This is a genomic window from Streptomyces cyanogenus, from assembly GCF_017526105.1.
Taxonomy (GTDB): Bacteria; Actinomycetota; Actinomycetes; order Streptomycetales; family Streptomycetaceae; genus Streptomyces; species Streptomyces cyanogenus.
The window spans coordinates 2,151,391-2,175,296 of record NZ_CP071839.1; the positions used below are offsets into that span (position 1 = coordinate 2,151,391).

General features: G+C 72.8%; 18 protein-coding genes and 2 pseudogenes. 5 read left to right on the plus strand and 15 right to left on the minus strand.

Annotated elements, in window-relative coordinates; all coding sequences use genetic code 11:
- Nucleotides 1-2: 2 nt before the first annotated feature.
- A pseudogene (locus S1361_RS09600) lies at nucleotides 3-621 on the minus strand (class I SAM-dependent methyltransferase).
- Between the two features lie 137 nt (nucleotides 622-758).
- On the opposite strand from S1361_RS09600, the gene S1361_RS39855 reads away from it, so the two are divergent.
- Nucleotides 759-893, plus strand: a complete 135-nt coding sequence (locus S1361_RS39855) for a hypothetical protein (protein ID WP_279577605.1) — start codon at nucleotides 759-761, stop codon at nucleotides 891-893.
- Nucleotides 894-906: 13 nt separating this feature from the next.
- Here the strand turns inward: S1361_RS39855 and S1361_RS09605 are convergent, their stop codons facing one another.
- From S1361_RS09605 to S1361_RS09650, 10 genes are all read right to left on the minus strand, one after another.
- Complete coding sequence (locus tag S1361_RS09605) at nucleotides 907-1,374, minus strand: GNAT family N-acetyltransferase (RefSeq protein WP_208031420.1); 468 nt, start codon at nucleotides 1,372-1,374, stop codon at nucleotides 907-909.
- Nucleotides 1,375-1,571: 197 nt separating this feature from the next.
- Nucleotides 1,572-2,441 (minus strand): esterase/lipase family protein, encoded by an 870-nt coding sequence (locus S1361_RS09610; RefSeq protein WP_208031421.1) that lies wholly within the window; start codon nucleotides 2,439-2,441, stop codon nucleotides 1,572-1,574.
- A gap of 152 nt (nucleotides 2,442-2,593) precedes the next feature.
- A complete protein-coding gene (locus S1361_RS09615) occupies nucleotides 2,594-3,598 on the minus strand; it encodes a DNA polymerase Y family protein (RefSeq protein ID WP_208031422.1) in 1,005 nt (334 codons plus the stop codon).
- Nucleotides 3,595-7,116: a DNA polymerase III subunit alpha gene (locus tag S1361_RS09620; protein WP_208031423.1), complete on the minus strand. Its 3,522-nt coding sequence runs from the start codon at nucleotides 7,114-7,116 to the stop codon at nucleotides 3,595-3,597. The genes S1361_RS09615 and S1361_RS09620 overlap by 4 nt, the downstream gene beginning before the upstream one ends.
- Before the next feature lie 244 nt (nucleotides 7,117-7,360).
- On the minus strand, nucleotides 7,361-8,263 hold the full coding sequence (locus S1361_RS09625) for a S1 family peptidase (protein WP_208031424.1): 903 nt from the start codon (nucleotides 8,261-8,263) through the stop codon (nucleotides 7,361-7,363).
- 214 nt (nucleotides 8,264-8,477) lie between these two features.
- A complete protein-coding gene (locus tag S1361_RS09630; RefSeq protein WP_208031425.1) occupies nucleotides 8,478-9,260 on the minus strand; it encodes a DUF1684 domain-containing protein in 783 nt (260 codons plus the stop codon).
- Between the two features lie 121 nt (nucleotides 9,261-9,381).
- Nucleotides 9,382-10,443 carry an LLM class flavin-dependent oxidoreductase gene (locus S1361_RS09635; RefSeq protein ID WP_208031426.1) on the minus strand — a complete coding sequence of 354 codons (1,062 nt, stop codon included), beginning with the start codon at nucleotides 10,441-10,443 and terminating at the stop codon, nucleotides 9,382-9,384.
- A 438-nt stretch (nucleotides 10,444-10,881) separates the two neighbouring features.
- Nucleotides 10,882-11,643 (minus strand): amino acid ABC transporter ATP-binding protein, encoded by a 762-nt coding sequence (locus tag S1361_RS09640; protein ID WP_279577606.1) that lies wholly within the window; start codon nucleotides 11,641-11,643, stop codon nucleotides 10,882-10,884.
- Nucleotides 11,640-13,400, minus strand: a complete 1,761-nt coding sequence (locus tag S1361_RS09645; protein ID WP_208031427.1) for an FAD/NAD(P)-binding protein — start codon at nucleotides 13,398-13,400, stop codon at nucleotides 11,640-11,642. Before S1361_RS09645 ends, S1361_RS09640 begins: the two co-directional genes overlap by 4 nt.
- Entirely contained in the window at nucleotides 13,397-14,254 is an 858-nt protein-coding gene (locus S1361_RS09650) for an amino acid ABC transporter permease (protein ID WP_208031428.1), read from the minus strand. The genes S1361_RS09645 and S1361_RS09650 overlap by 4 nt, the downstream gene beginning before the upstream one ends.
- Nucleotides 14,255-14,724: 470 nt before the next feature.
- Between S1361_RS09650 and S1361_RS09655 the strand changes: the two genes are divergently transcribed.
- Complete coding sequence (locus tag S1361_RS09655; protein WP_208031429.1) at nucleotides 14,725-15,672, plus strand: ABC transporter substrate-binding protein; 948 nt, start codon at nucleotides 14,725-14,727, stop codon at nucleotides 15,670-15,672.
- A 1-nt stretch (nucleotide 15,673) separates the two neighbouring features.
- Here S1361_RS09655 and S1361_RS09660 read toward each other — a convergent pair whose 3' ends face one another.
- Nucleotides 15,674-16,993: a DUF5685 family protein gene (locus tag S1361_RS09660; RefSeq protein ID WP_208031430.1), complete on the minus strand. Its 1,320-nt coding sequence runs from the start codon at nucleotides 16,991-16,993 to the stop codon at nucleotides 15,674-15,676.
- Between the two features lie 266 nt (nucleotides 16,994-17,259).
- Here S1361_RS09660 and S1361_RS09665 point away from each other — a divergent pair, with 266 nt between their 5' ends.
- Nucleotides 17,260-17,697 (plus strand): cell division protein SepF, encoded by a 438-nt coding sequence (locus S1361_RS09665; RefSeq protein ID WP_208031431.1) that lies wholly within the window; start codon nucleotides 17,260-17,262, stop codon nucleotides 17,695-17,697.
- Between the two features lie 37 nt (nucleotides 17,698-17,734).
- On the opposite strand, the gene S1361_RS09670 is transcribed toward S1361_RS09665, so the two are convergent.
- Both S1361_RS09670 and S1361_RS09675 read right to left on the minus strand, forming a co-directional pair.
- Nucleotides 17,735-18,925, minus strand: a complete 1,191-nt coding sequence (locus tag S1361_RS09670) for an acyl-CoA dehydrogenase family protein (RefSeq protein ID WP_208031432.1) — start codon at nucleotides 18,923-18,925, stop codon at nucleotides 17,735-17,737.
- A gap of 101 nt (nucleotides 18,926-19,026) precedes the next feature.
- A complete protein-coding gene (locus S1361_RS09675) occupies nucleotides 19,027-20,652 on the minus strand; it encodes an MFS transporter (RefSeq protein ID WP_208031433.1) in 1,626 nt (541 codons plus the stop codon).
- A 260-nt stretch (nucleotides 20,653-20,912) separates the two neighbouring features.
- On the opposite strand from S1361_RS09675, the gene S1361_RS09680 reads away from it, so the two are divergent.
- Together S1361_RS09680 and S1361_RS09685 are read left to right on the plus strand one after the other, a co-directional pair.
- Complete coding sequence (locus S1361_RS09680) at nucleotides 20,913-22,163, plus strand: glycosyltransferase family 39 protein (RefSeq protein WP_208031434.1); 1,251 nt, start codon at nucleotides 20,913-20,915, stop codon at nucleotides 22,161-22,163.
- A 237-nt stretch (nucleotides 22,164-22,400) separates the two neighbouring features.
- A pseudogene (locus S1361_RS09685) lies at nucleotides 22,401-23,451 on the plus strand (phosphatase PAP2 family protein).
- A gap of 121 nt (nucleotides 23,452-23,572) precedes the next feature.
- On the opposite strand, the gene S1361_RS09690 reads toward S1361_RS09685, so the two are convergent.
- Nucleotides 23,573-23,788: an I78 family peptidase inhibitor gene (locus tag S1361_RS09690; RefSeq protein ID WP_208036535.1), complete on the minus strand. Its 216-nt coding sequence runs from the start codon at nucleotides 23,786-23,788 to the stop codon at nucleotides 23,573-23,575.
- Nucleotides 23,789-23,906 lie beyond the last annotated feature (118 nt).

A 23,906-nucleotide genomic window follows, 5' to 3' on the forward strand; every position in this document is an offset into this window, starting at 1 on the left:
GGTCACACGGTGGCCACCACCGCGTACCGCTCGTCCTCGACGTCCCTGCCCCACAGCAGCGAGTCGTCGGACAGTCGCTCCACGCGCACGTTGCGGGTGAGCGGCTCCAGGTGGGCGGTGAGCCGCGCGGCCGGTATGCCCACCGGGGCGAGGGCCCCCCAGACACCCTCGACCAGCACGAACCGGCCCCCGGGACGCAGCAGGCCACGCCAGTGCCGCAGCACCCCGGCCGGGTCCGGCAGCGCCCACAGCAGATGCCGGACGAGGACCGCGTCGAAGCCCCGCGGTGCCACCGGCGGGGCGACGGCGTCCCCGTACAGGATCCGCGCGGTGCGCCCGGCGAGCTTGGCCCGGGCGAGCTCCACCATCGCCGGGGACCGGTCGACCCCCGTCACCCGGTGCCCCTGCTCGGCGGCGAGGAGTGACAGGCTGCCGGTTCCGCAGCCGAGCGAGGACGTCGGCGGGCTGTCCGGGCAGCCAGGCGCGGAGCCGGTCCGCCCAGGCGGCGCGGACCTCGGGGTCGCGCAGGCCGTGGTCCGGCTCGTCGTCGAACGCGGCGGCGCGCGCATCCCAGTCCGTATCCGGGGCAACCGCAACCGTGTAGCTGTTCTCGCTCGTCATGCCCAGAGAGTGACACACGCCACTGACAGTGCCGACGTGACTGCCGCCACTGACATCCCGGCGCCGATGAGGAACTCTCGCCGAAAGGGTCTGCCCCCGTGACACCGCGGGAACCGGCGGGCCTGAAGGAGGCAGCCATGCGCCGTGTGACCGTGCACAAGCCCCTGAAGAAGACGGACACCCGCCGGAGCCGGGAAGAGGCGGACGAGCGCCCGGCGGGACGCCCCGAAGTGCGCAAGGACATCGCGCGCACCTGGTGGCCCGACGGCTGACGCCCGGGGCGCCTCAGCTCAGCCGCTTGCGGTAGTGGATGCGGTCGTACGGACCGTCGACCCGGCGGGCCACGACCTCGTAGCCGTACCGCGGATAGATCTCCTGGTTCTCCCACATCATCGCGTTCGTGTAGAGCCTGATCTCGTCGAGCCCCAGTGCACGCGCGTGTACGTCGACGAAGCGCAGCAGCCGACGTCCGACGCCCGTGCCGTGCGCGTCGGGACGGACGGCGATGCTGTCCACGAAGAGGTGGTCGGCGAACGCCTCGATCACCACCAGCCCGACGACGGGCTCCCCGGTGACGAACACCCTGCCCGCGGCCACGTCCGCCGCGTGGTCCGCCTCCATGGGCTGGGGCACCACGCCGATGCGCGCGATGTAGGGGTGATAGGCCGCGTCCGTCACCGCCTTCACGGCCGGTACGTCCCCGGTGCGGGCGGGCCGGACCCGTTCCGTGTGCCGGCCGTTCGTTTCGTTCATGGGTGAACGCTATTACCTGAGCGCAGCCTGAGTGGTTCCTTAAGCGGACCATAAGGATCTTCCCCAGCCGCCTTCGGCAGGCGATTTCGCGCCCTCTTGGGGCTAGCTTCGAATCGCCCCCACGGGATGCTGCCCGCACGCGTCGAGGGTTCCGGGGCCCGTCCGGCGGCTCAGGCCGGACAGGCCCCGGCGGCAGCTCAGCTGAGGGCCGAGGCGCAGCTGGTCTCGGTGGCGTGGGCCGGGTCGAGGGCGTTGGCCACCTCGTGGAAGGCGATCCGGTCGAACAGGCCGATCGCGAGGTGTTCGGAGAGGTCGAGCGCGCACAGGTCCTGGAGCAGGACGTTGCGGACGCCGGTGCCGCTCAGGTACTGGGTGCGCCAGGGGGTGGCCACCTCGTCGTACCGGGTGGCGATGACGGTGTAGCGCACCCCGGCGACGGTGTCGCCGCCCGCGTTGAGCTTGGTGAGGAAGGCGGAGCCGGTGATCTGGTCGGCGAGGCCGGGGGTGGTGGCCTTGAGCAGGTCCTCGGCGCCGGGGAAGTACGGCAGCAGGTTGGTGAGGCCGTCCAGGTCGGTGCCGTGGTTGTCGGGGGCGAGGCCGACGAGGGCGCCGACCTTGCCGGCTCCGCCGAGGAACTTCAGGTAGTAGCGGGGCATCATGCCGCCCTGGGAGTGTCCGACCAGGTCGGCTTTCGCGGCTCCGGTCGCGGCGAGCACCTTGTCGACGAAGGCCGAAAGCTGCTCGGCCGACTTGTCGATGGGGCCGAGGCCGTGAAAGAAGGGGACACCGGGGAGTTGGCCGTAGTCGAGGGAGTAGACGCAGTATCCGCGGCTCGTCAGGTAGGGCGCGAGGCCGAGCCAGTTGTCGACCGAGTTGCCGAGGGTGCCGTGGACGAGGACGACGGGGCGGGGGTGGGCGGCGGAGGGCTTGCAGGAGTAGTCGTTCCAGCCGGCGTCGGGGGCGGCGGCGTCGTCGGAGGCGCTGGCCGTGGCGGCCGGTACGACGGCTACGGCGGCGGTGAGGAGCACTGCGGCGAGGGGTCTGAGCACTCGCTTCCAGGGCAGCATCGCGTGATCTCCTTGCGGCTCAAGGGAGGTGGGGGCCTAACCCTGTGATCCGGATCACGAGGATGCTGTTCACTTGTCAAGTTACGGGCGAGTAGCGCAAGTGAGAAGTTACGCGTCGGTAAAAACCTCCCGTGTTAACCGGAGGCGTGGTCTCACGCCGCCCGGGGCCGGCCGACCGACGAGGAGCCGCCGCGGCCCAGCGACCCCGGCATCACGGCGTGTGGCCCGAACTTCGCCCGGGCGCGGTCCGCGACCTCCTCCAGGCGGCGGGCCTTCTCGTCCACGGGGTCGAAGGTGAGCTGGTAGGAGGCCTGTTCGGCGGGGGTCAGGCCCTCGGCGCGCAGGGCGAGCGCACGGACCCGGGCACGCTGCAGGCCGAGCGAGTCGTACATGCCGTAGGCCGCCCGGGCCAGGGCAGCCGTGTGCGCGGTCGGCTCCTTCAGGGTGCGGCTGCGGATGGTGGCGGACCGGTCGGCGTAGCGCACGGTGAGGGTCAGGGTGCGGCACACCTTCTCCACCGCGCGCAGCCGGGCGCCGATCTCCTCGGCCGCCGACAGCAGCGCTCCACGGTGCCGGACGGGGTCCAACTCGTCGATGGCGAAGGCCCGTTCCGTCATCAGCGACCGCGCGGCGGCGTTCGGGACGACCCGGCCCCGGTCGACACCGCTCGCCTTCTCGCGCAGCTCGCGGCCGGCCTTCGCACCGATCAGCCGCTGGAGCGTGGACAGCGGCGCGGCGGCGACCAGGCCCAGGGTGTCCAGGCCGTACTCGCCCAGAGTGCGGGCGGTCGCCGCGCCGATGCCGGGCAGTGCGGCGACGGGCTTGTCGGCGAGGAACCCGGCGACGGCGTCCTCGGGCACCGCGCAGGTGACCCCGGGCCGGGCGTCGCGCAGCGCCACGCGGGCCAGCATCGGTCCCGGACCGGCACCGATCGCGCAGTCGACGCCGTACCGGGCGAGGGCCCGCACCCGGATCACCGAGGCCAGCTCCACGGCACTGCGCCCGAAGTACCGCTCGGCGCCCCGGAGATCGGCCAGCGCCCCGTCCGGCGGCAGCGCCTCGACCACCGGGGTGAACTCCTCCAGCAGCCCGAGCAGTCCCGGCAGGGCCGCCTCGTACATCGGCGGCAGCTGGAAACGTACGCAGAGGATGGTCATCCCGCACTCCCCGGACTCTGGTGCCACAACTTCCGTATCGCCGCGGGCCCCTGCGCGGCGTCCTGGCCGGCGGGCCGCAGATCGGCCCAGGGGTGCATCTCGTACCCCGTGGGCATGCGGATCGTCCGGTCCGCCACCGGGTCACGGGCCGCGGAGCCGGCCGGCGCGGGCAGCCCCTCGCAGCCGGCGAGCCGGGCCCGGAGCGAACCGCCGTCGTCCCCGGCCGGGGAGCCGTCCGTGCCGGACGGTCCGGCCAGCCGGGCCGCGACCCCGTCGAGTCCCTCCGCGTGCCGCACCTCGACCAGTTCGGCGAGGTTCCAGGCGGCGGAGCCGACCACGCTCAGGCTGCGCGGGCCGCGCCGCTGCACCACTCCGCGCACCAGCAGCAGCCAGGAGTGGAAGACAGTGTGGGCGCAGGCGTCGTGCGAGTCGTCGAAGAACGCGAGGTCGACCAGCCCTGTGCCGTCGTCCAGGGTGGAGAAGACGACCCGCTTGCCGGAGCGGATCGGCGGAGTCTGGGTGGCCGCCTTGGCGCCCGCGACCAGCACGGTCTCCCCGTGCCGGGCCTCGCGCAGCCGGCGCGCGGAGACCACGCCCAGCTCGTCGAGGAACGTGCGGTAGTCGTCCATCAGATTGCGCGAGGCGTCCATGGACAGCACCCCCAGCTCGGCGCTGAGCCGCTCCGCGGCGGACAGGTCCGGCAGCCCGGCCGGGGCGGTCTTCCGCCCGCCCGCCAGCGGGAGTTGACCGCCGCCACCGCTCCGGGCGCCGCGGTGCAGTTCGGTCAGGTGCAGTTGCAGGTCGCGCCGGTTGGCGCCGAAGGCGTCCAGCGCGCCCACCTGGGCCAGCCGTCCGGCCAGCGGCCTGCTGGGCCGGGCCCGTTCCCAGAAGTCCAGCAGGGAGGCGTACGGCTGCCCGTCCGCGATCCGCTGCGCCTCGGCCTCGCTGATGCCGTGGACGTCGCAGAGGGCGAGCCGCAGCCCCCACACCTCCGGTGATTCAGACACCAGTTCGATCCTGTGTGCGACCCCGGAGACGTTCACGTCCAACGGCAGGATCGGCACCCCGCGCCGCCGGGCGTCCGCCAGCAGCAGCCGCTTCGGGTACATCCCGGGGTCGTGCGTGAGCAGCCCGGCGTAGAAGGCGGCCGGGTGATGCGCCTTCAGCCACGCCGACTGGTAGGTGGGTACGGCGAAGGCGACGGCGTGCGCCTTGCAGAAGCCGTACGACCCGAAGGCCTCCACGATCTCCCAGGTCCGCCGGATCGTCTCCGCGTCGTATCCCCTGGCCGCCGCCTGCTGGGCGAACCACACCCTGATCCGCCCCTGCGACTCCGGTTCGGACAGCCCGCGCCGCACCCGGTCGGCCTCGCCCCGGCCGCAGCCGGTCATGAGGGCGACGATGTCGATGACCTGCTCGTGGAAGACGACGACCCCGTACGTCCCCTTCAGCGGCTCCTCCAGGTCCGGGTGCGGATAGCGCACCGGCGCCCGCCCGTGCCGCGCCTCGATGAACGGCCGCACCATGTCGGCGGCGACGGGGCCGGGCCGGAACAGCGAGATGTCGACCACCAGATCGTGGAAGGTGCTCGGCTGCAGCCGCCCCACCAGGTCCCGCTGTCCCGGCGACTCGATCTGGAAGCAGCCCAGCGTCTCGGTGGACCGGATCAGCCGGTACGTCTCCGGGTCCCCCGGCGGCACCGCGTCCAGGTCGATCCGCTCCCCGGTCACCCGCTCCACCTCGGCGACCGCGTGCGCCATCGCCGACTGCATCCGCACGCCCAGCACATCCAGCTTGAGCAGGCCGAGGTCCTCCACGTCCTCCTTGTCGAACTGCGACATGGGCAGCCCCTCACCGCTGGTCGGCACCACCGGCGTACGGGCGAGCAGGGAGGCGTCCGACAGCAGCACCCCGCACGGGTGCATGGCGACCCCGCGCGGCAGGGCGTCGAGAGCCTCCACCAGCTCCCACAGCCTGCCGTACTTCGCACCCTCCCGCCGCGTCTCCCCGGCCAGCTGCTTCAGCTCGGGCAGCTCGGCCAGCGCGGCACGGGCGTCACGCGCCCGGATGTGCGGGAAGGACTTGGCGATCCGGTCGATCTCGGCCGGGTCCATGGACAGCGCGGCCCCCACGTCCCGGATCGCGTGCCGCACCCGGTAGGTCTCCGGCATGGACACGGTCGCCACCCGCTCCGCGCCGAACCGGCCGATGATCGCCCGGTAGACCTCCAGCCGCCGCGCGGACTCCACATCGATGTCGATGTCGGGCAGCACCACACGCTCCTTGGAGAGGAAGCGCTCCATCAGCAGCCCGTGCTCGACCGGATCGGCGTGCGCGATCCCCAGCAGGTGGTTGACGAGCGACCCGGCACCGGAGCCCCGGGCGGCCACCCGGATCCCCATCCCGCGTACGTCGTCGACGACCTGGGCGACCGTCAGGAAGTAGGAGGCGAAGCCGTGATGGGCGATGATGTCCAGCTCGTGGTGCATCCGCTCCCAGTACGCGCGCCGCCCGGCGTACCCGAGCCGCAGCATGCCCGCCACCGCCCGCGAGGCGAGCGCCCGCTGCGCGGTGCGCCGGCCGGCGCCGACGAGGTGCGCCTCGGGAAAGTGCACACTCCCCATCCCCAGGTCGCCCTCGGGGTCGACCCGGCACTCGGCGGCCGTGGCCCGGGTCTGCTCCAGCAGTCGCAGGGCGGTGTCCCGCCGGTACCCGGCGGCCTCCACGACCCGCTCGGCCACGTGCAGCATGGCCTGCCCGTCCTTCAGCCAGGCCTCGCCGGAGTCCAGCTCCGCCCGGGGGTCGATCGGCACCAGACGCCGTGCGGCATCCAGTACGTCGGCGACCGGCCCCTGCCCGGGATCGGCGTACCGGACGGCGTTGCTGAGCACCGGCCGCACCCCCTGCTCGGCGGCGAACCCGACGGTACGGGCCGCCAGCCGCAGGGAACCGGCCCCCGTACCCGTACGCCCGTGCCAGACGGCCTCCAGTCGCAGCGCGTCGCCGTAGACCTCGCGCCACGGCACGAGCAGTTCCGCCGCCCGGTCGGGGCGCCCGGCGGCGAGCGCCCGCCCCACGTCCGACCCCGGCCCGAGCAGCACCACCAGACCGTCGCCCTGGTTGCCGGCCCACGGAAGCAGCGGGACCCCCTCCCCCGCGTGCGCCGCCGTGACCAGCCCGCACAGGTCGGCCCAGCCCCGGGCGCCGTCCCGGGCGAGGAAGGTCGCCCGGGGGGCCGACTCGTCCACGAAGGCACCACCGCGCACCGGCGTACGCCGCCTCTCACGCCGTACGGCCTCCCGCGCCTCCACCGCCAGGTCCACCCCGAACAGCGGACGCACGCCGGCCCCGGCGCACGCCTTGGCGAAACGCACGGTACCGGCGAGGGTGTCGCGGTCGGTCAGGGCCAGGGCGTCCATTCCCCGCTCCGCGGCGCGCTCGGCCAGCCGCTCCGGATGGGACGCCCCGTACCTCAGGGAGAACCCGGAGACGGTGTGCAGATGCGCGAAGCCCGGCACACACACCTCCCGCACTCGTGAGCCCCGAACGACTCTCGAACATCAGTTCCAACTTCCCCACCTCCACCATACCCCCATTCCCGAACATGTGTACGACATCCAGGACGCGGCCTCTCACCTGCGCAAACAGGCCCTCCCGGGCGGCGGCTCCGAGGCCCCCGGGGCACCCGCGCACGACGAGGCCCCCGCACGCCCGAGGCGTGCGGGGGCCGGCTGCCGGCAGACGGAGGAGGTCAGCGGGTCGTCAGTAGACGTGCACCCCGTAGGCGCTCAGCGCCTCGGTCACCGGCTGGAAGAACGTCGTACCGCCGGAGCTGCAGTCACCGCTGCCGCCCGAGGTCAGGCCGTAGGCCGTGGAGCCGCCGTACAGCGGGCCGCCGGAGTCGCCGGGCTCGGCGCAGACGGTGGTCTGGATCAGGCCGGAGACGATGTCGCCGCCGCCGTAGTTGACCGTGGCGTTCAGCGCGGTGACCCGGCCGCTGTGCGTACCGGTCGTGGACCCGCGCCGGTAGACGGTCGTGCCCACGGAGGGCGTGGCCGCGCTGGTGATGTCCTGGCTGCCCACGGATCCCGACTTGGTCACCGAGCTGTTGGTGTAGCGCACGATGCCGTAGTCGTTGCCCGGGAAGCTGGAGCCGGCCGTGGTGCCGAGCGTGGTGCTGTGGGAGGAGTTCGACCACCAGGTGCCCGCGCCGTCGGTGCAGTGCCCGGCGGTCAGGAAGTAGTAGTTGCCGCTGGAGTCCTGGACGTTGAAGCCCAGCGAGCAGCGCCAGCTGCTCGCGTAGATGGCGTCGCCGCCGGAGATGAGCTTGTTGAACCTGCCCGGCGTGCGCTTGACGACCAGGGCGTCCGCGGTGGCGCCGGCCTGCTTCCTGATCTTGGCGATCTCGGCCTGGGACACCGTGCTGTCGACGGTGACGACGACGCGGTTGGTCTTGCCGTCCACCGCCCAGGCCGTACCGGGGATGTCGGCCTTCAGGACGGAGTCGCTCGCCTTGGCGAGCTGGGTGGCGCTGAACGTGTGGGCATCACTGGCGTTCGCGGTGGGGGCGGCGAACGCGGCTGCGGCCAGGAAGCCGGTGGCCACGGCGGTCAGCCGGGTCCGTCTCGCCATGCCGGCGTGGGGAGTGGTGCGCTTGTTCCTCACTTGTCGTTCCCTCCAAGGGAAGTCGGGGGGCCCGCGTGGGGTCGGGGCCCGTGAGGCGCAGCCAGGGGCCGACCGGAATTCGAATACGCATGCCCCTGACAAGCGCTGGGGGGAGTATTCGGCCGAACGGCCGGTCGGCACAAGGGTGCCTTTCGGCCGTCGGCCCGGAACCACCCGAACGCCCCAACGCGGCCCGGGCCGGCGGCACCGCAGGTCAGCCCAGCCGGCGTTCCCCCGCCTCGATCGCCGCGTCCAGCGTGTTGCCGGGAGCCGGGAAGGGGCAGAGGAAGTGGTCCGCGAAGGCGCAGGGCGGGAGTTGGGCGCGGTTGAAGTCGACGGTCGTACGTCCCTCGGCGTCCGGGGCCGGCGCAAAGAGGAAGCGGAACCGGAAGCTCGTGTCGCCGCTGGTGGCGTCGGCGAACACCGCCCACAGCAGCCCGTCCCCCTGCTGCGCGACCTTCAGCGTCCGCTCCTGTCCGCCCAGGGAGAAGGCGAGTTCGCCGGCGAGGGCGAAGCCGCGCTCACGGCCGTCCGCGTTGCCGACCCGGATGGTGCGCGTCCCGTCGTACGGTGTGAACCGCCCCGGCACCGACCAGCGGGGGTCGTAGGGCTCGGCCTCGATGCCCCGGAAGGCCTGCCGGGCGGCGGAGCCGGGGTCGTACACCCGCACTCCCCACACCCCCTCGCGCACCAGCACGACCAGCCGCTTCGCACCGAGCGCGACCCGCGTCCCGGACTCCGGGGCGCCGTCCGCGGACAGCCTGGCCGCGCCCCGGAAGGGCCGGCCGTCCACCGTCAGACCGTCGCTCCCGTCGGCCGTTAGCACCACCCCGTCCTCATCCGCCACCCACTTCCCGGGAATGTCCGGAAGTCGACCCTCCGGATAGTCCTCGATCCAGTGCGTCGCGGTCAGCGCGAGCGGCCCGTAGGGCGCCGAGACGCTCTCCACGCGCTGCTCGTGCCACTGCTTCCAGGCGTCGAACGCGTCGGTCGTCATGCCATCGGTTCCTCTCCACTGTGAACAGCTCGTCATGATCAGTTCTCGCCGGCCGGCCGGGAGCTGCGGGACCGGTACGAAACCGCCGGCGGCCCGTCCGCCGGGTGCAGCCGCCGTACGGTCACGACGTTCCCCCGGTCACGGCCGTCGCCCCGGGGACGGTGTACGGGTCGGCGGGCCGGGCCAGGCCCAGGTGCTCGCGCAGGGTGCCGCCCGGGTAGAAGGTGCGGAACAACCCGCGGTGCTGGAGCAGTGCCACCGTGCCGTTGACCAGCCGCTCCAGATCGCGGCGCGGTTCGACGGGCACGAGGTGGAAGCCGTCGGTGACGCCGTCGGCGTGCCAGGCGGACACCAGCTCCGCGAGGTCGACCGGGCCGCCCCGGTACAGCGGGCCCTGCACGGTGGGCCGCGGTCCGCCGCCCCCGTGCCCCTGCATGGCCGCGTACTCGCCGTCGCCGAGGTCGACCAGCAGGCTCACCAGGATCCGCAACGCGTCCGGGTCCCGCCCGAACGCTCTTGTCTCCTCCCGCAGTCGGTCCCGTACGCCGGCGGCCTGCGCGGGCGCGACGGCACGCACCAGGGCGACGTCCGCGCACCGGGCCGCGACCGTCCGGGCGGGGCCGTCGGTGACGTCGACCACGCGCACGGGGTGGCCCTGCGGCGGCCGGGGCACGGTCGACGGGCCCCCGACCGGGAAGGCGGTGCCGGTGCGGTCGACGCGGTGCGGCCGGTCCCGGTCGAGGAACCGGCCGGTGGACTCGTCCCGGCCGTCCCCCACCCTCGCCGTCACGTCGACGGCCTGTCCCGCCTCCTGCCAGGGGGACTCGGCCGGGACCGCGTCGCGGCGGCCGAACAGCCGGGCGTCCCCCTCGGTGGTGGACACGTCGATCCGCCAGCCGGCCCGGCCCCGGCTGACCCAGTCCAGGGTGTCCACGGCGGCCCGCACCCGGAAGGGCTCGGTGCGGGTGGTGGTGACGGTCGGCACCAGCCCGATCCGCCGGGTCGCGGGCGCCACCCGGCACAGCACGCCGAGCGCGTCGGGCCCGGTCCGGGCCAAGGGGTCGTCCAGCGTGACGAAGTCCAGCCCGCCGCGCTCGGCGAGCCGCGCCAGCTCGACGCAGGCCCCGGCGTCGAAGGAGCCGGGCTGGTCGAGCGCGGCGGCGAGATGCAGCAGACTGCTCATACCGGACGCCTCCGCACCCCTTGTCGCCACCGCAGCCCTGCACACCCGCGCACGCCCCGCGGCCACCGCAGCCCCCCTTGGCGCCGCACGCCTCGCTGCCGCCACAGCCCCGCGCACTCCCGCACGCCTCGCGGCCACCGCAGCCCCGCGCACCCCCGCACGCCTCGCTGCCGCCACAGCCCCGCACACCCCCGCACGCCCCGCTGCCGCCACAGCCCCGCACACCCCCGTACGCCCCGCTGCCGCCACAGCCCCGCGCAGCCCCGGACGCCTCGCTGCCACCGCAGCCCCCGTTGGCGCCGCAGGCCTCGCGGCCACCGCAGCCCCCCTTGGCGCCGCACGCCTGGTTGCCGCCACAGCCCCTGTTGGCGCCTCAGCGGCGAGCGGTCACCACGGCGTGGACCGGCGGTGCCGAACCCACCGCGCCCCCTGCCCACTTCAGAGCACCTTCGCCAGGAACGCCCGCGTCCGCTCCTCCCGCGGAGCGGACAGCACCTCGTCCGGCGCCCCCCGTTCCACGATCCGCCCGTCGGCCATGAACACCACCGTGTCGGCGACCTCCCGGGCGAACGCGATCTCGTGCGTGACGACGATCATCGTCGTGCCCTGCGCCGCCAGGTCCCGGATGACGTCCAGCACTTCCCCCACCAGCTCGGGATCGAGCGCCGACGTCGGCTCGTCGAACAGCAGCAGCTTCGGTTCCAGCGCCAGCGCCCGCGCGATGGCGACCCGCTGCTGCTGTCCGCCGGACAGCTGCCGCGGATAGGCGCCGGCCTTGTCCCCGAGGCCGACCCGTGCCAGCAGCCGGTGCGCGCTGTCCACCGCCGCCTTCCGGGGCCGCTTCAGCGCGGACACCGGCGCCTCGACGACGTTGTCCAGGACGGTGAGGTGCGGAAAGAGGTTGAAGTTCTGGAAGACGAACCCGATCCGGGTGCGCTGCCGGAGCACCTCCCGCTCGGGCAGCTCGTGCAGCCTGTCCCCGGCCCGCCGGTATCCCATCAGCACGCCGTCCACGCTGATCTCGCCCCGGTCCACCTTCTCCAGGTGGTTGACGGTGCGCAGCAGTGTGGACTTGCCGGAGCCGGAGGGCCCCAGCACGACGGTGACCTCACCGGCGCGCACCTGGAGGTCGATGCCCCTGAGCACGTCCAGCGAGCCGAAGCTCTTGTGCACCGACCTGATGTCGACCATGACGCTCATCGCGCGAGTTCCTTTTCCAGTGAGCCGCTCAGCAGGGCCAGCACCGCCCGGGCGGTGGCGTCGTTCTGCCGGAAGGCGGGGCCGCCGGTGCGGGGGCGGGTGAAGGCGCCCGGGGTACGGGCGTCGGTGTACGGGCCGAGCGCGAAGCGCCGGGGATGCGGGCGCCCGGCCCGGTCGAGGATCCGGCCGTCGCCGGGGTCGACCCGGAGCAGTCCCTCGGGGGTCTCGGCGGCGCCCTCGGCGTGCAGCTCGCGCAGCAGGCTGTCGCGGGCGCGCCCGATGGTGGGCTCGGGCAGCCGGGCCTCCACCAGTGCCCGGGCCTCGACGGAGAACCCCGGCACGGTGGGGCTGGTGGCCCGGAACACGCCGTCCTCGGCGGTGACGGCCATGCCGGCCCCGACGAACCGGAGCAGTCCGGCCCGGGACAGCGCGAGCATCTGCCGCAGCCGGGGCCCGGGCGGCCCGGACGCCAGGTAGCTGAAGAACCCGTGCCACCAGGACCCGATGTCGCCGAGCCGCACCAGCTGCCCGTAGACGGAGAGCAGGCCGAGGAAGACGGCCAGGTCGGCGCTGTACGCCGGATCGTGCCGGCGTCTCAGGTCCGCCTCGACGTACGCCCGGAGCCCTTCCTGGAAGTCGTCGTGCGAGGCGTACCGCACGCCCTCCAGCGGGTGGTCGAGCGCACCGAGGTCGAGCCGGTCGGCCGGATCCGGGACGGCGGCGGCGACCAGGGCCTGGGTGTCGGCGGCGTCGCCGGCCGCCGCGTACTTCTCCTCGAAGTCGGTCCAGGCCATCGCCGTACGCCCGGGGTGGGCGGTGAACAGCCGGTGGTAGTGGGCGAAGCCCAGCTCCTTCTCGACCAGCGGCCACACATCGCGCCGGAAGTCGAAGCCTGCGGGCCGGGCCAGCAGCTCCGCCACTTCGGCGGGGCCGAGGAAGCGGGGCAGCGGGGGCCGGTCGCCGGTCCAGTCGTAGCCGATCTTCGAGTGGTACGGCACCCCGCGCCGGGAGCCGACGTACAGCACCGGTTCCCGCCCCGAGGGGACGTAGGTGTCGCCCTCGTACCGGCCGCCGCGGCCCTCGGTGAGCAGCACCATCAGGTCGACGAAGGCCAGCCCGAAGCCGCGGACGAGGACGGGTGCGCCGGGTTCGAGCGCGGACAGGTCGCTGTCGGCGGTGAAGTCGGGCGGCAGGTGCACCAGGCCGTGCTCCCGGGCGTACGCGGACAACTCGCTCTGCTCGGGGTCGAGTTCGGCGTCCTGGTGGCCTACGGCGAGGATCACCAGGTCGGCCGGGAGCGGGCGGGGGCGGCCCTCCAGCCACACCTGCTGGCGGCCGTCGCGCGGCCCACGGACCCGCAGGGCGCGGTGGGGGTGGTGGTGGACGGTGACGTTCGGGGGCAGGTCGGCGAGGGCCCGGTCGTACACCCAGCGCAGATAACGGCCCTGGAGCTGCCGGTCGGGGAAGGTACGGCCGTCCAGCCCGGCCCACTCGTGCAGGGTGGGTCCCTCGCGCACCGGGCCGGCCATGGTCACCGTGTCGTCGGTGAACATGGTGACGTCCTCGGCCTGCGAGTTCATCCACAGCAGCGGCGACTGCGCCTGCCGCCAGATGCGTCCGCCGCCCGGCGGATGGGGGTCGACCAGATGGATGTCGAGGCCCGGGCCGGCGTACAGCTCGGGCGCGTTGGCGGCGAGGCGTTCCAGGATGCCGGTCCCCCGCGGCCCGGCTCCGACGATCACCAGCTGCCGCCTCATCGGGCGTTCTCCGTGCCGCGGGCGTAGCGCTTCTCGACGTAGTGCTGGCCGATGCCCAGCAGTGAGGTGACCACGGCGTACCAGAGGGTGGCGACCATGAGCAGGGGAATCACCTGGTAGGTGCGGTGGTAGATCAACTGGGCCGAGAACAGCAGGTCGTTGACCGCGATGACGCTGACGATCGAGGTGCCCTTGAGAGTGCCGATCAGCATGTTGCCGGCGGGCGGCACGATGGCGCGCATCGCCTGCGGCAGCACGATCCGCCACCAGCGCCGCCACGGGCTCAGGCCGAGTGCCTGGGCGGCCTCGACCTGGCCGCGGTCGACGGAGAGGATGCCGCCGCGCACGACCTCGGCGGCGTAGGCGGCCTCGTGCAGGGTGAGGCCGATGATCGCGACGGCGACCGGGCTGAGCAGGTCGACGGTCCGCACGCCGAACAGCCGTGGGTAGAGCGCCCCGATGTTGAACCACAGCAGCAGCTGGACCAGGATCGGGATGGACCGGAACAGCCAGACGTACCCCCAGCCGACCGCCCGCAGCACGGGGTTGGCGGACAGTCGGAACGCGGCGAGCAGGGTGCCGAGGGCGAAGCCGAGGACCATCACCACCGCGGTGAGCCACAGCGTGAGCCACAGTCCGCGCAGGACGGAGTCCGAGGTGAAGTACTCGGCGACGACGTCCCACTGGAACGCCCGGTTGCGCAGGACGGAGTTGACGGCGAACCCGAGCAGCACGAGGACGACGACGGCTGCCGCCCACTGGCCGTACCGGCGCTGCGGGACGATCCGGGGGGCGTCGGCCGGCTCGGGTACGTCCGGCGCGGTGGGGACTTTGGCGAGGGTGTCGGATGACATGCGAAGGCTCCGTGACGCGAGTCGTCAAAGACGCGATGAGGCGTCGGAACGGGGTGGTGCCTTCACACGGGTGCGCCGCGCGGCGCGCCTACGGCCGAGCCCCTCAGCAGAGCCGTGCATCGAGAGTACGGGGGCGTTTCCGTCCGCTGTCAAGGCTGTCCAGAGTGTGAGCCGTACATCTCAACTCGGTTGACGGGAAACCGGATGCCTGTTCCACTTGGCCCATGCATCCACAGCAGTGGCTGGTCACCCGCTCCCACATCGACTTCGGTCGCGTGTGGTCCTGTTCGTGTTGAGCTGACCCCCTGCGCGCGCCTGCCCTGGGGGCGGCGTTCTCGCGTTCTCTTGCGCTCTGCTGCTTTTCCCGCCTTCACACACGCACCGCCTCCCCTCGCGCTGCAGCACCCCTTTTGCGTTTGAGCACCCTTTCGCGTTTCAGCACCCCTTCTGCTTCAGGAGACCGCTTTCCGATGCGCACGCCCGCTTATCGCCATTTCATATCCTTTGCCACCATTACGTCGGCCGCGCTGTTCCTGACCGCCTGCGGCTCCGGATCCGGTGGCTCGGGCGGCACGGACGCCTCCGGAGTGGCGGCCGGGTCCGATGGCGTGCCCACCACGGACGTCGTCTCCGCCGTGCGCAAGGACGACTCCGCGGCGAGGCTGCTGCCCGCAGGCACGACGCGCCTCACCGTCGCGGTGAGCGTCGGCGGCACCCCGCCCGGCACCACCTACCTCGCCGACGGCAAGACCCTGACCGGCCAGGACGTCGACTTCACCAAGGCCGTCGCCCAGGTCCTCGGCATCAGGCTGAAGGTGGAGCAGGCGAGTTTCGAGGCGATCCTGCCCGCCCTGGACAGCGGCAAGTACGACGTCGGCGCGAGCAACTTCGGCGTCACCGACGAGCGCCGCAAGACCATCGACTTCGTCACCTACATCAACGACGGCCAGGGCTTCGCCACCCGCAAGGACAGCAAGCTCTCGAAGATCACCGACCTGGAGCAGCTGTGCGGCCTGAACGTCGCGACCAGCGCGGGCACGACGTTCGAGGCCACGCTGGAGCAGAACCGGCACGTGTGCGCCGACGCGGGCAAGAAGGCCTACCGGGTGCAGACGTACGCCGAGTCGAGCGCGCTGTGGTCCTCGCTCCAGCAGGGCCGCAGCGACATCGTGATGTCCACGATCAACGGCCTGCGCTACGACGTCGCGCACCAGGAGGGCCTGAAGTTCCTCAACGAATACCACCGCCTGGATGTCGGTTTCGCCTTCAAGAAGGGCACGAAACTGGCACCCGCATTCCAGGCGGCGGTGAACAGACTGCTGTCCGACGGCACCTACGACCGGATTCTCAAGAAGTGGGGCACGACCGGTTCGGCGATCAGGAAGTCACAGATCAGCCCGCCGGAACTCAAGAACTGAATCAACCGTCGCAGGGGCAGCAGCAATCGCAGCCGTCGCAGCCCCCGGGGCAGGAACAGTCGCACCACTGACAGCAGCCGCTGCGCTTCTTCCGGGACCACGGTCCCTCGTATTCCTCGGCGCAGCACATCCTGCAGGTGCACAGCAGCGCGAAGAACATCCCGCAGCCCGCCCAGAAACCGCGCCGGCCCTTGGCGGCGGGCTCGGGCGGCGGCCCGAAACCACCACCGCCGAAACCACCGCCGCGGAAGCCGCCGCCCCCGCCGTGGCCGTTGCCTCCGCCGGGGAAACCGCCGCCTGCATACGGATGCCCCGGAGCGGGAGCACCGGCGCCCTGCGGATTCCCACCGCCGTACGGCCCGTGCGGCATCCCGCCGCCATAGGGCCCCTGCGGCGCTCCGGCACCGTACGGCCCTTGCGGCGCCCCGGCGTCGTACGGTCCGTGCCGATGGGCCGCGCACACCGGTGCCGTGCCGAAGGCGCGGTCCACCGAACGGCGCAGCTCGTGGACGAGGAGCAGGTGGACGAGCCCGCCGTCGCGGAACTCGGCCTCCCGCAGGGCGAGCCGGATGCCGTGCAGGGCGTCGTCGGCGAGCCGGCGGGCCTCGGTGAGGGGGGTGCCGGTGACGGTGAGGGGGTTCCAGGCACCCGACAGGGCGTCAGCCCGCCGGTCCTCCACGGCATCCAGCAGGTGCGCGAGCCTGCCGAAGAGCCGGCCGGCCTCCGCCAGGGGCTCGGCGTTGCCCGGCCGCCCGGCCAGCACCGCGGTGTGTGCGAAGGCCGCGGCGGTCGCGGTCTCGGTCGGCTCGGTGACCGTCAGGAGGGACGTGCCGGGACCGGCCACGCTCTCCACGCCGAGCTGCCGGTCGACCGCGTCGACCAGGACACCGGTGTCGAACCCGACCGCCGCCCCGCTGTGCTCCCCGGCCCGGCCCCAGCCCGCGGCGACCCGGCGCGCGGCGGCGGCGACCGGCCTGCGGCCAAGCAGCCCGTCCCGGTCGGCGACGTGGTCGCGCACCTTCGCGGCGGCGAGCACCAGTGAGACGGCGGCGGCGAGCCGCGCGCCCTCACCCTGTGCGACGGACGCGGTGCGCATGCCACGCAGCGCACACGGGCCGGCCGTACGACGGCCGCCGCTCACCGGGCCGGTCTGAGCCTCTGTCAGAACCGATATGAGAAGTCCGTCGTAGTTCGTCACGATGCGTGCGAACTGGCCGTGGTCACGCCGCAGGGCCAGACAGAGCCCGCACAAGTGTGCCGTCCAGTCGGCCTTCAGCCGCTCACCGAGCCGGTGAGCACATGGCCTGACGATTCCGAACACAACATCCCCCGTACTGTGATACGACGTTGGCGTTCACCCGTACGCACCGCGCATCACCCGTCCGCCGCAGACAATCATATTTCACTCTCAGTCAGCAGCCGTATGAGTCTCGCCCCTTGGGGCACAAGGACTCTCGACGGATCCGCTGTGCACCAGTACCGTCACAAACCCCCCGCGCGGCGTCTATCCACTTGGCGAGGCGTCCGCATCATGGATGACCATAGGGATGCGGAAAGCAAGAAAGACCGCTGTGAGAGGAGGCGTCCATGGGATCGGTACGCAAGGCGAGTGCGTGGCTCGGCCTCGTCGACGACAACGATGACGAGCGCTACTACGACGACGACTACTCCGAGGGCACCGAGTCCGGGGACGCCTGGGTCACCGACCCTCGGGTGAAGGTGGCCACGGACACCGCCGAGGAGAAGGGCCGCCGGATCGGCACGGTCACCCCGGACAGCTTCCGGGACGCCCGCGCCGTCGGCGAGCTGTTCCGGGAGGGTGTCCCGGTCATCATGAACCTCACCAACATGGAGCCCGGCGACGCCAAGCGGGTCGTGGACTTCGCGGCGGGGCTCATCTTCGGCCTGCGCGGCTCGATCGACCGGGTCTCGAACCGGGTGTTCCTGCTCACCCCGGCCGACACGGAGATCATCAGCGGTGAGGCGTCCGCCCACCGCTCCGACGGCTTCTTCAACCAGAGCTGAGGCAGGGCCGCACACCGGCCCTGCCTCGCACCGGGGCTCACCGGAAGGCGTCGAGCCCGGTGAGCGCCTTGCCCAGCACGAGCTGGTGCATCTCGACGGTGCCCTCGTAGGTGAGCACCGATTCCAGGTTGGTCGCGTGCCGCATCACCGGGTACTCCAGGGAGATCCCGTTGGCACCGAGGATCGTCCGCGCCGTACGGCAGATCTCGATGGCCTCGCGGACGTTGTTGAGCTTGCCGAAGCTGACCTGCTCGGGACGCAGGCGGCCGGCGTCCATCCGCCGCCCCAGATGGTGGGCGAGCAGAATCCCCTTGTGCAGTTCCACCGCCATGTCGGCGAGCTTGGCCTGGGTGAGCTGGAACCCACCGATGGGCCGCCCGAACTGCTCCCGTGACCTGGCGTAGTCGAGGGCCGCCTCGAAGCTGCTGCGCGCCGCACCCATCGCGCCCCAGACGATGCCGTAGCGGGCGTGCGAGAGACAGCTGAGCGGTCCGCGCAGCCCGGTGACCTCGGGAAGGACGGCCGTGCCGGGCAGTCGTACGTCGTCGAGGACGAGTTCGCTGGTGACCGAGGCGCGCAGGGACCACTTGTGCTTGATCTCCGGTGCGGAGAAGCCGGGGGTGTCGGTGGGGACGACGAAGCCGCGGATGCCCTCCTCGGTCTGCGCCCAGACGACGGCCACCCCGGCGACGGAGCCGTTGGTGATCCACATCTTGCGGCCGCTCAGCACCCAGTCGTCGCCGTCGCGCTTGGCGTGGGTGCGCATGGCGGCGGGGTCGGAGCCGTGGTCGGGCTCGGTCAGCCCGAAGCAGCCGATCACCTCGCCGGCAGCCATGCGCGGCAGCCACTGGAGCTTCTGTTCCTCGCTGCCGAACCGGTGGATGGCGTACATCGCGAGGGACCCCTGCACGGAGACCAGCGAGCGGATGCCGGAGTCGGCCGCCTCCAGTTCCAGGCAGGCCAGGCCGTACTGCACGGCGCTCGCGCCCGCGCAGCCGTACCCGGTGAGCGACATGCCGAGCGCGCCGAGCGCACCCAGTTCGCGTGCGAGCTCCCGGATGCCGGGCAGCTCGCCCTTCTCGTACCAGTCGGCGATGTGGGGCAGCACACGGTCGGCGGCCCAGCTGCGAACGGTGTCGCGGACGGCCAGGTCCTCCGGTTCCAGCAGGTCGTCGATCCCGAGCGGGTCGGCGGCATCGAACGGGGGCAGCTTCGCGGACGCGGACATGGAACACCCTCCGGCAACACGGGACGTCGACAAAACTAGCAGCGCTAGTTACGGCTCTCCGGCCGACGTTACGGTGCGGCGTCCCGCACGTCCAGAGGAGATCAGGCGGAGACCCGCGGCTTCCCGGCCGCCGCCTCCGCCTCCCGCGGTGCCGGCAGGTCCAGCTCGGCCTCGGCCGGCTCCTCCCCGCACTGCATGATCCGCGGCAGCCGCAGCGCCATCACCGCGCCCAGCAGCAACAGCCCCGCGCTCACCAGCAGGGTCAGGTGCAGCCCGTGCACGAAGGAGTCCCGCGCCGCCCGGCGCAGCGCGGCCCCGGCGGTTCCGCCGATCCGGCCCGCCACCTCGTAGGCCTCGCCGAGCGAGTGGCCCGCCGCGTCCGAGGCGTGCTGCGGGACGCCGGGCACCGACCGCAGCCCCGGCGTGTAGGCCGCGTTCATCACGCTGCCCAGCAGTGCGATGCCGATACCGGCGCCGAGCTGGTACGACGTCTCGCCGATCGCCGCCGCGCCACCGGCCTGGCCGGCCGGGGCCTCGCTCAGCATCGACTCGTACGCGCCGAACAGCGTGGTCTCCAGACCGAAGCCCAGCAGCACGAAGCCGGACAGCAGCAGCGCCGGGTTGTCGGTGCCGCCCATCGCCGTCAGCGTCAGCACCGCGGCGGCCGTCAGACAGAAGCCGAAGCACACCATCCGGCGCGGCCCGAAACGGCGCAGCATGCGCGCGCCCGCCAGACCCGCCGCCATGGCCGCGAGGGTCAGGGGCAGCAGCCGCAGACCGGTTTCCAGCGGGGACAGGCCGAGCACCAGTTGCAGGTACTGGGCGGCGATCAGCTCCAGGCCGACCAGCGCCAGCATGGCCAGCACGATGCAGCCCACCGAGGTGCTGAACGCGGGCCGCCGGAACATCCGCAGGTCCACCAGCGGATGCGGGTGCCTGCGCTGACGCCGGACGAAGAAGAAGAGGAGGGCCGCGCCGATCAGCAGCGGCAGCACGGTGAGGGGGCTCGCCGCCGCCCCGCCGCCGCCGAGCCGCTTCACCCCGAGGACCACACCGAACAGCCCGGCCGCCGCCGTCAGCGCGCCGGTCACGTCCCAGGGGCCGCCGCCGTCACCCCGTGACTCGGGCAGCAGGGCCCGGCCCACCGGCAGGCTGACCAGCATCAGCGGGATGTTGACCAGGAAGACCGCGCCCCACCAGAAGTGCTCCAGCAGGAAGCCGCCGAGCAGCGGTCCGACCGCCGCGCCGACCGCGGCGACCGCGCTCCAGATGCCGATGGCGAGGGCGCGCTCGCGCCGGTCGGGGAAGACCTGGCGGAGGATCGACAGGGTCGCGGGCATGATCATCGCGCCGCCGACGCCGAGCAGCGCGCGGGCCAGGATGAGTGTCTCGGCGGTCTGCGCGAACGCGGCGACGGCGGAGGCGATGCCGAAGAGGCCGTAGCCGAGCAGCAGGACGCGTCTGCGGCCGACCCGGTCGCCGAGGGTGCCGAAGAGGATCAGCAGCGAGGCGCACACCAGCGGATAGACGTCGACGATCCAGAGCAGTTCCACCGCGCCGGGCTTGAGGTCCTCGGTGACGGCGGGGACCGCCACGTGCAGCACGGTCGCGTCGAGGGCGACGAGCAGCAGGCTGGCGCAGAGGACGACGAGGACGATCCACCGGTTGGCACCGGCCCCGGCCGCCCGACGGTGCTGCCGCACGGCAGCCGTGGTCGTCCCGGACATGTACGTACCTCCCAGATGATCCCTCGCGTGGGGCGGACCGACGGGGTGGGGACCCCCTGTCGTACGACCGGAGAGGAGCGGTGTCCCCGGCCTGCGCGAACCCACGCGGGTGACACGTCAGCGTACGCGAGTTCGCCACGGGGGCACGTGGCGGACCTCTCACACGCTCGACGGAACCCGTGTGGCGTACGCCACGTCTGCCTCTCTTGCCCCCGACCCGGCGACCGGTCCGGTGTCGCGCACGGTCGATAATCGAGCCCGTGACCGATCTTGCGACGCGCGTGGCCGCTCCCCGCGCCCCTCTTCTGCGCCGGGCGGCGCCGGCCCTGCTGGGCTACGCGGCGGTCCGCGCCCTGGGGCTGCTCGTGCTGGCGGTGTGGAGCGCCGCGCGCGGCAAGAGCGCGTACACCGTGCTGACCGCCCGCTGGGACTCCCTCTGGTACACGCGGGTCGCGGAGCTGGGCTACGGCTACGAGGTGCGGCTGCCGAACGGGGACGTCCACTCCAATCTGGCGTTCTTCCCGCTGCTGCCGTGGCTGGAGCGGCTGGGGCACGCGCTGACCCCGCTGTCGTACGCGGACGCCGGGTTCCTGGTGAGCCTGCTGGCCTCGCTCGCCGCAGCGGCCGGGATCTTCGCGGTCGCGGACCGGGTGTACGGACCGCGGGTCGGCCTGTGCGCGGTACTGCTGTGGGCGGTGCTGCCGGTCGGGATCGTGCAGTCGATGGCGTACAGCGAGTCGCTGTTCACGGCGCTGGCCGCCTGGTCGCTGTACGCGGTGCTGACCGGGCGGTGGGTGAGCGCGGGCGCGCTGGCGGCACTGGCGGGGCTGACCCGGCCGGTGGGGGTGGCGGTGGTCGCCGCGGTGTGGACCGCGGGCGTGGTCTCGTTCGTGCGAGAGCGCGGCACACGGCACACGCGGGGCGCGCACCACCATGAACGCGCCCCCGGCGCAGCGAACGTCGCGGGGACCCCGGCCCCCACTTCCGGCGCACCCGTCCCCCCGCACGCCCCAGCCTGGCGCCGTGCGCTCGGCATGCTGCTCGCCCCGCTCGGTGCCGCCGGGTACGTCCTCTGGGTCGGCCACCGCACCGGCAAGGGTCCGCTCGGCTATCTGGACGTCCAGGCCGGGTGGCGCAACGGGTTCGACGGCGGCTACGCCTTCGCCCGCTTCGTGGGCGACAAGTTCACGTCATTTCCGTCCGCCCTCGCCGGCCTCGGCCTGATCACCGGGGTGGCCCTGCTGATCTGGCTGTACGTCACCGGCGTCCGCGGGCGCCAGCCGGTCACCCTGCTGGTGTACACGGGGGTCGTGCTCGCTCTCGCCCTGTGCGCGTCAAGCTACTTCGGCTCCAAGCCCCGGCTGCTGATGCCCGCCTTCCCGGTGCTGCTCCCGCTCGCCGTCGCCCTGGCCCGGCTGCGCGCCTCCCGATCGGCCCTGGTCACCGCCGGGTTGGCGGTGGCGGCGGCGGTCTACGGGGCGTTCTGGCTGAACGGCTCCGGACCGCCGTGATCGACCGGTCCGCCCGATGACACCCCGGAAAATTCCGCGCCAGGGCCGGGTTAACACATTCATAAGCGCCATATAAACAACACCCGGCATGATCAAAGGAATTGGCCCGATCGGTCTCCCCCGATTGCGGAATCCCGGGAATTCGGCCCGGCCTTGAGACGTTTCCCACATCACATCGTCATCACAAAGCCGCTGTTTCGACCGGGAAGACCGCTCACTCGCTGTAACGTCGATTGGGTGCGTACCGAACGAAACCTCACCCGGCGTCTGGACCGGGTGTTCGCCAGGCTGGACCGTGAGCCGGAACGACCGGCTCACATCGATGTGCCGAGGATGAGCCGGCACCGGGTCGTCCTGTTCTCGGCGACCCTGGCTTTCTACCTGGCGATCGTGTGGGCCGTGGTGACCACCTCCTGGCTGGTCCGGCTGGACTGGCAGGTCATGTTCTTCCGGCCGTACCAGCAGTGGCCGGAGATCCACGCGTTCCTCGACTACTACGTGGTGCTGGGCCAGCGCGGCCCCACCGCCGTGATGGTCGCGGCCTGGCTCGGCTGGCGCTCCTGGCGGCAGCACACCCTCCGCCCGCTGCTCACCCTGGCCGCCTCCCTGCTGCTGCTGAACATCACGGTCGGCGCCGCCAAGCTCGGCATGGGCCGGCTCGGTCCGCACTACGCCACCGTGATCGGCTCGAACGAGATGGGCCTGGGCGGCGATATATTCCCCAGCGGCCACACCGCCAACGCGGTGGTGACCTGGGGAATCCTGGCGTATCTGGCCTCCAGCCCGAGAGCGCGGCGCTGGCTGTCGGCCCTCTCCGCGGTCACCTCGCTCGGCGTCGGCCTCACCACCGTCTACCTCGGTACGCACTGGCTGAGCGACGTTCTGCTGGGCTGGGCCGCGGGTCTGCTGATCCTGCTCGCGCTGCCCTGGTTCGAGCCGCTGGTCACCCAGGCGGAGCTGTGGCTCTTCGACCTGCGCGACCGCTGGCGCACACGCCGTGGCCTGCCCGCGCCCGAACCGGCCGTCCCGGTCAGGCCGGTGCTGCTCAAGACCCGCGGCGCGCCGGCCGGGCAGCCGGTGCCGGCCCGCGAGCCGGTCTCCCCGACCCGGGCCTCGCGGGGCCTGGCGCACCTGGCGCCGGGACCGCACACGACCCGTTCGGAGCGCACCCCGGTCACCCCCGCGGGCAGCCGCCGCCCGCCGCCCGCCGCACGCCGACCGGCTCCCGCACACCGACCGCCTCCCGCGCGGCACGTCCCAGCCGGCCCGCCCCCTCACCGGCGGCTGACGGCGGGAAAGACGCCGGGGTCCCGGTACGCACCACCACCCCCGCGCCACGGCGAAGGCCCCGCTCCCCGGAAGAGGAGCGGGGCCTTCGCCGCATGCGCGTCCGGGCCGCGAGGGGGGGGTCAGCCCTTCCAGGCGCGGGCCACCCGGCCGTCCCGTACCTCGAAGTTCAGCCGTCCGGCCCGGTACTCCATGGTGATGACCGCGCCCGGCGGCAGGGCCCGTACCGGCGACCAGCCCCGCTCCCGAGCGAGCCGCTGGGCGTGCTCGGCGTCGAGGCCGACGTACCCGTCCGGACTGTCCTGGGGCTCCGCGGGCGGAGTGGGAATCGGTGCCATGCGGCCACGCTAGTCCGGCACCCCGGGTAAGAGAAGGGTCAGTCCCCCGTCACACTTCTGTCACAGCCGGCGGACCGCGTTTTACTCGAACTCCGTCACACGAACGGGGGTTTTCGTT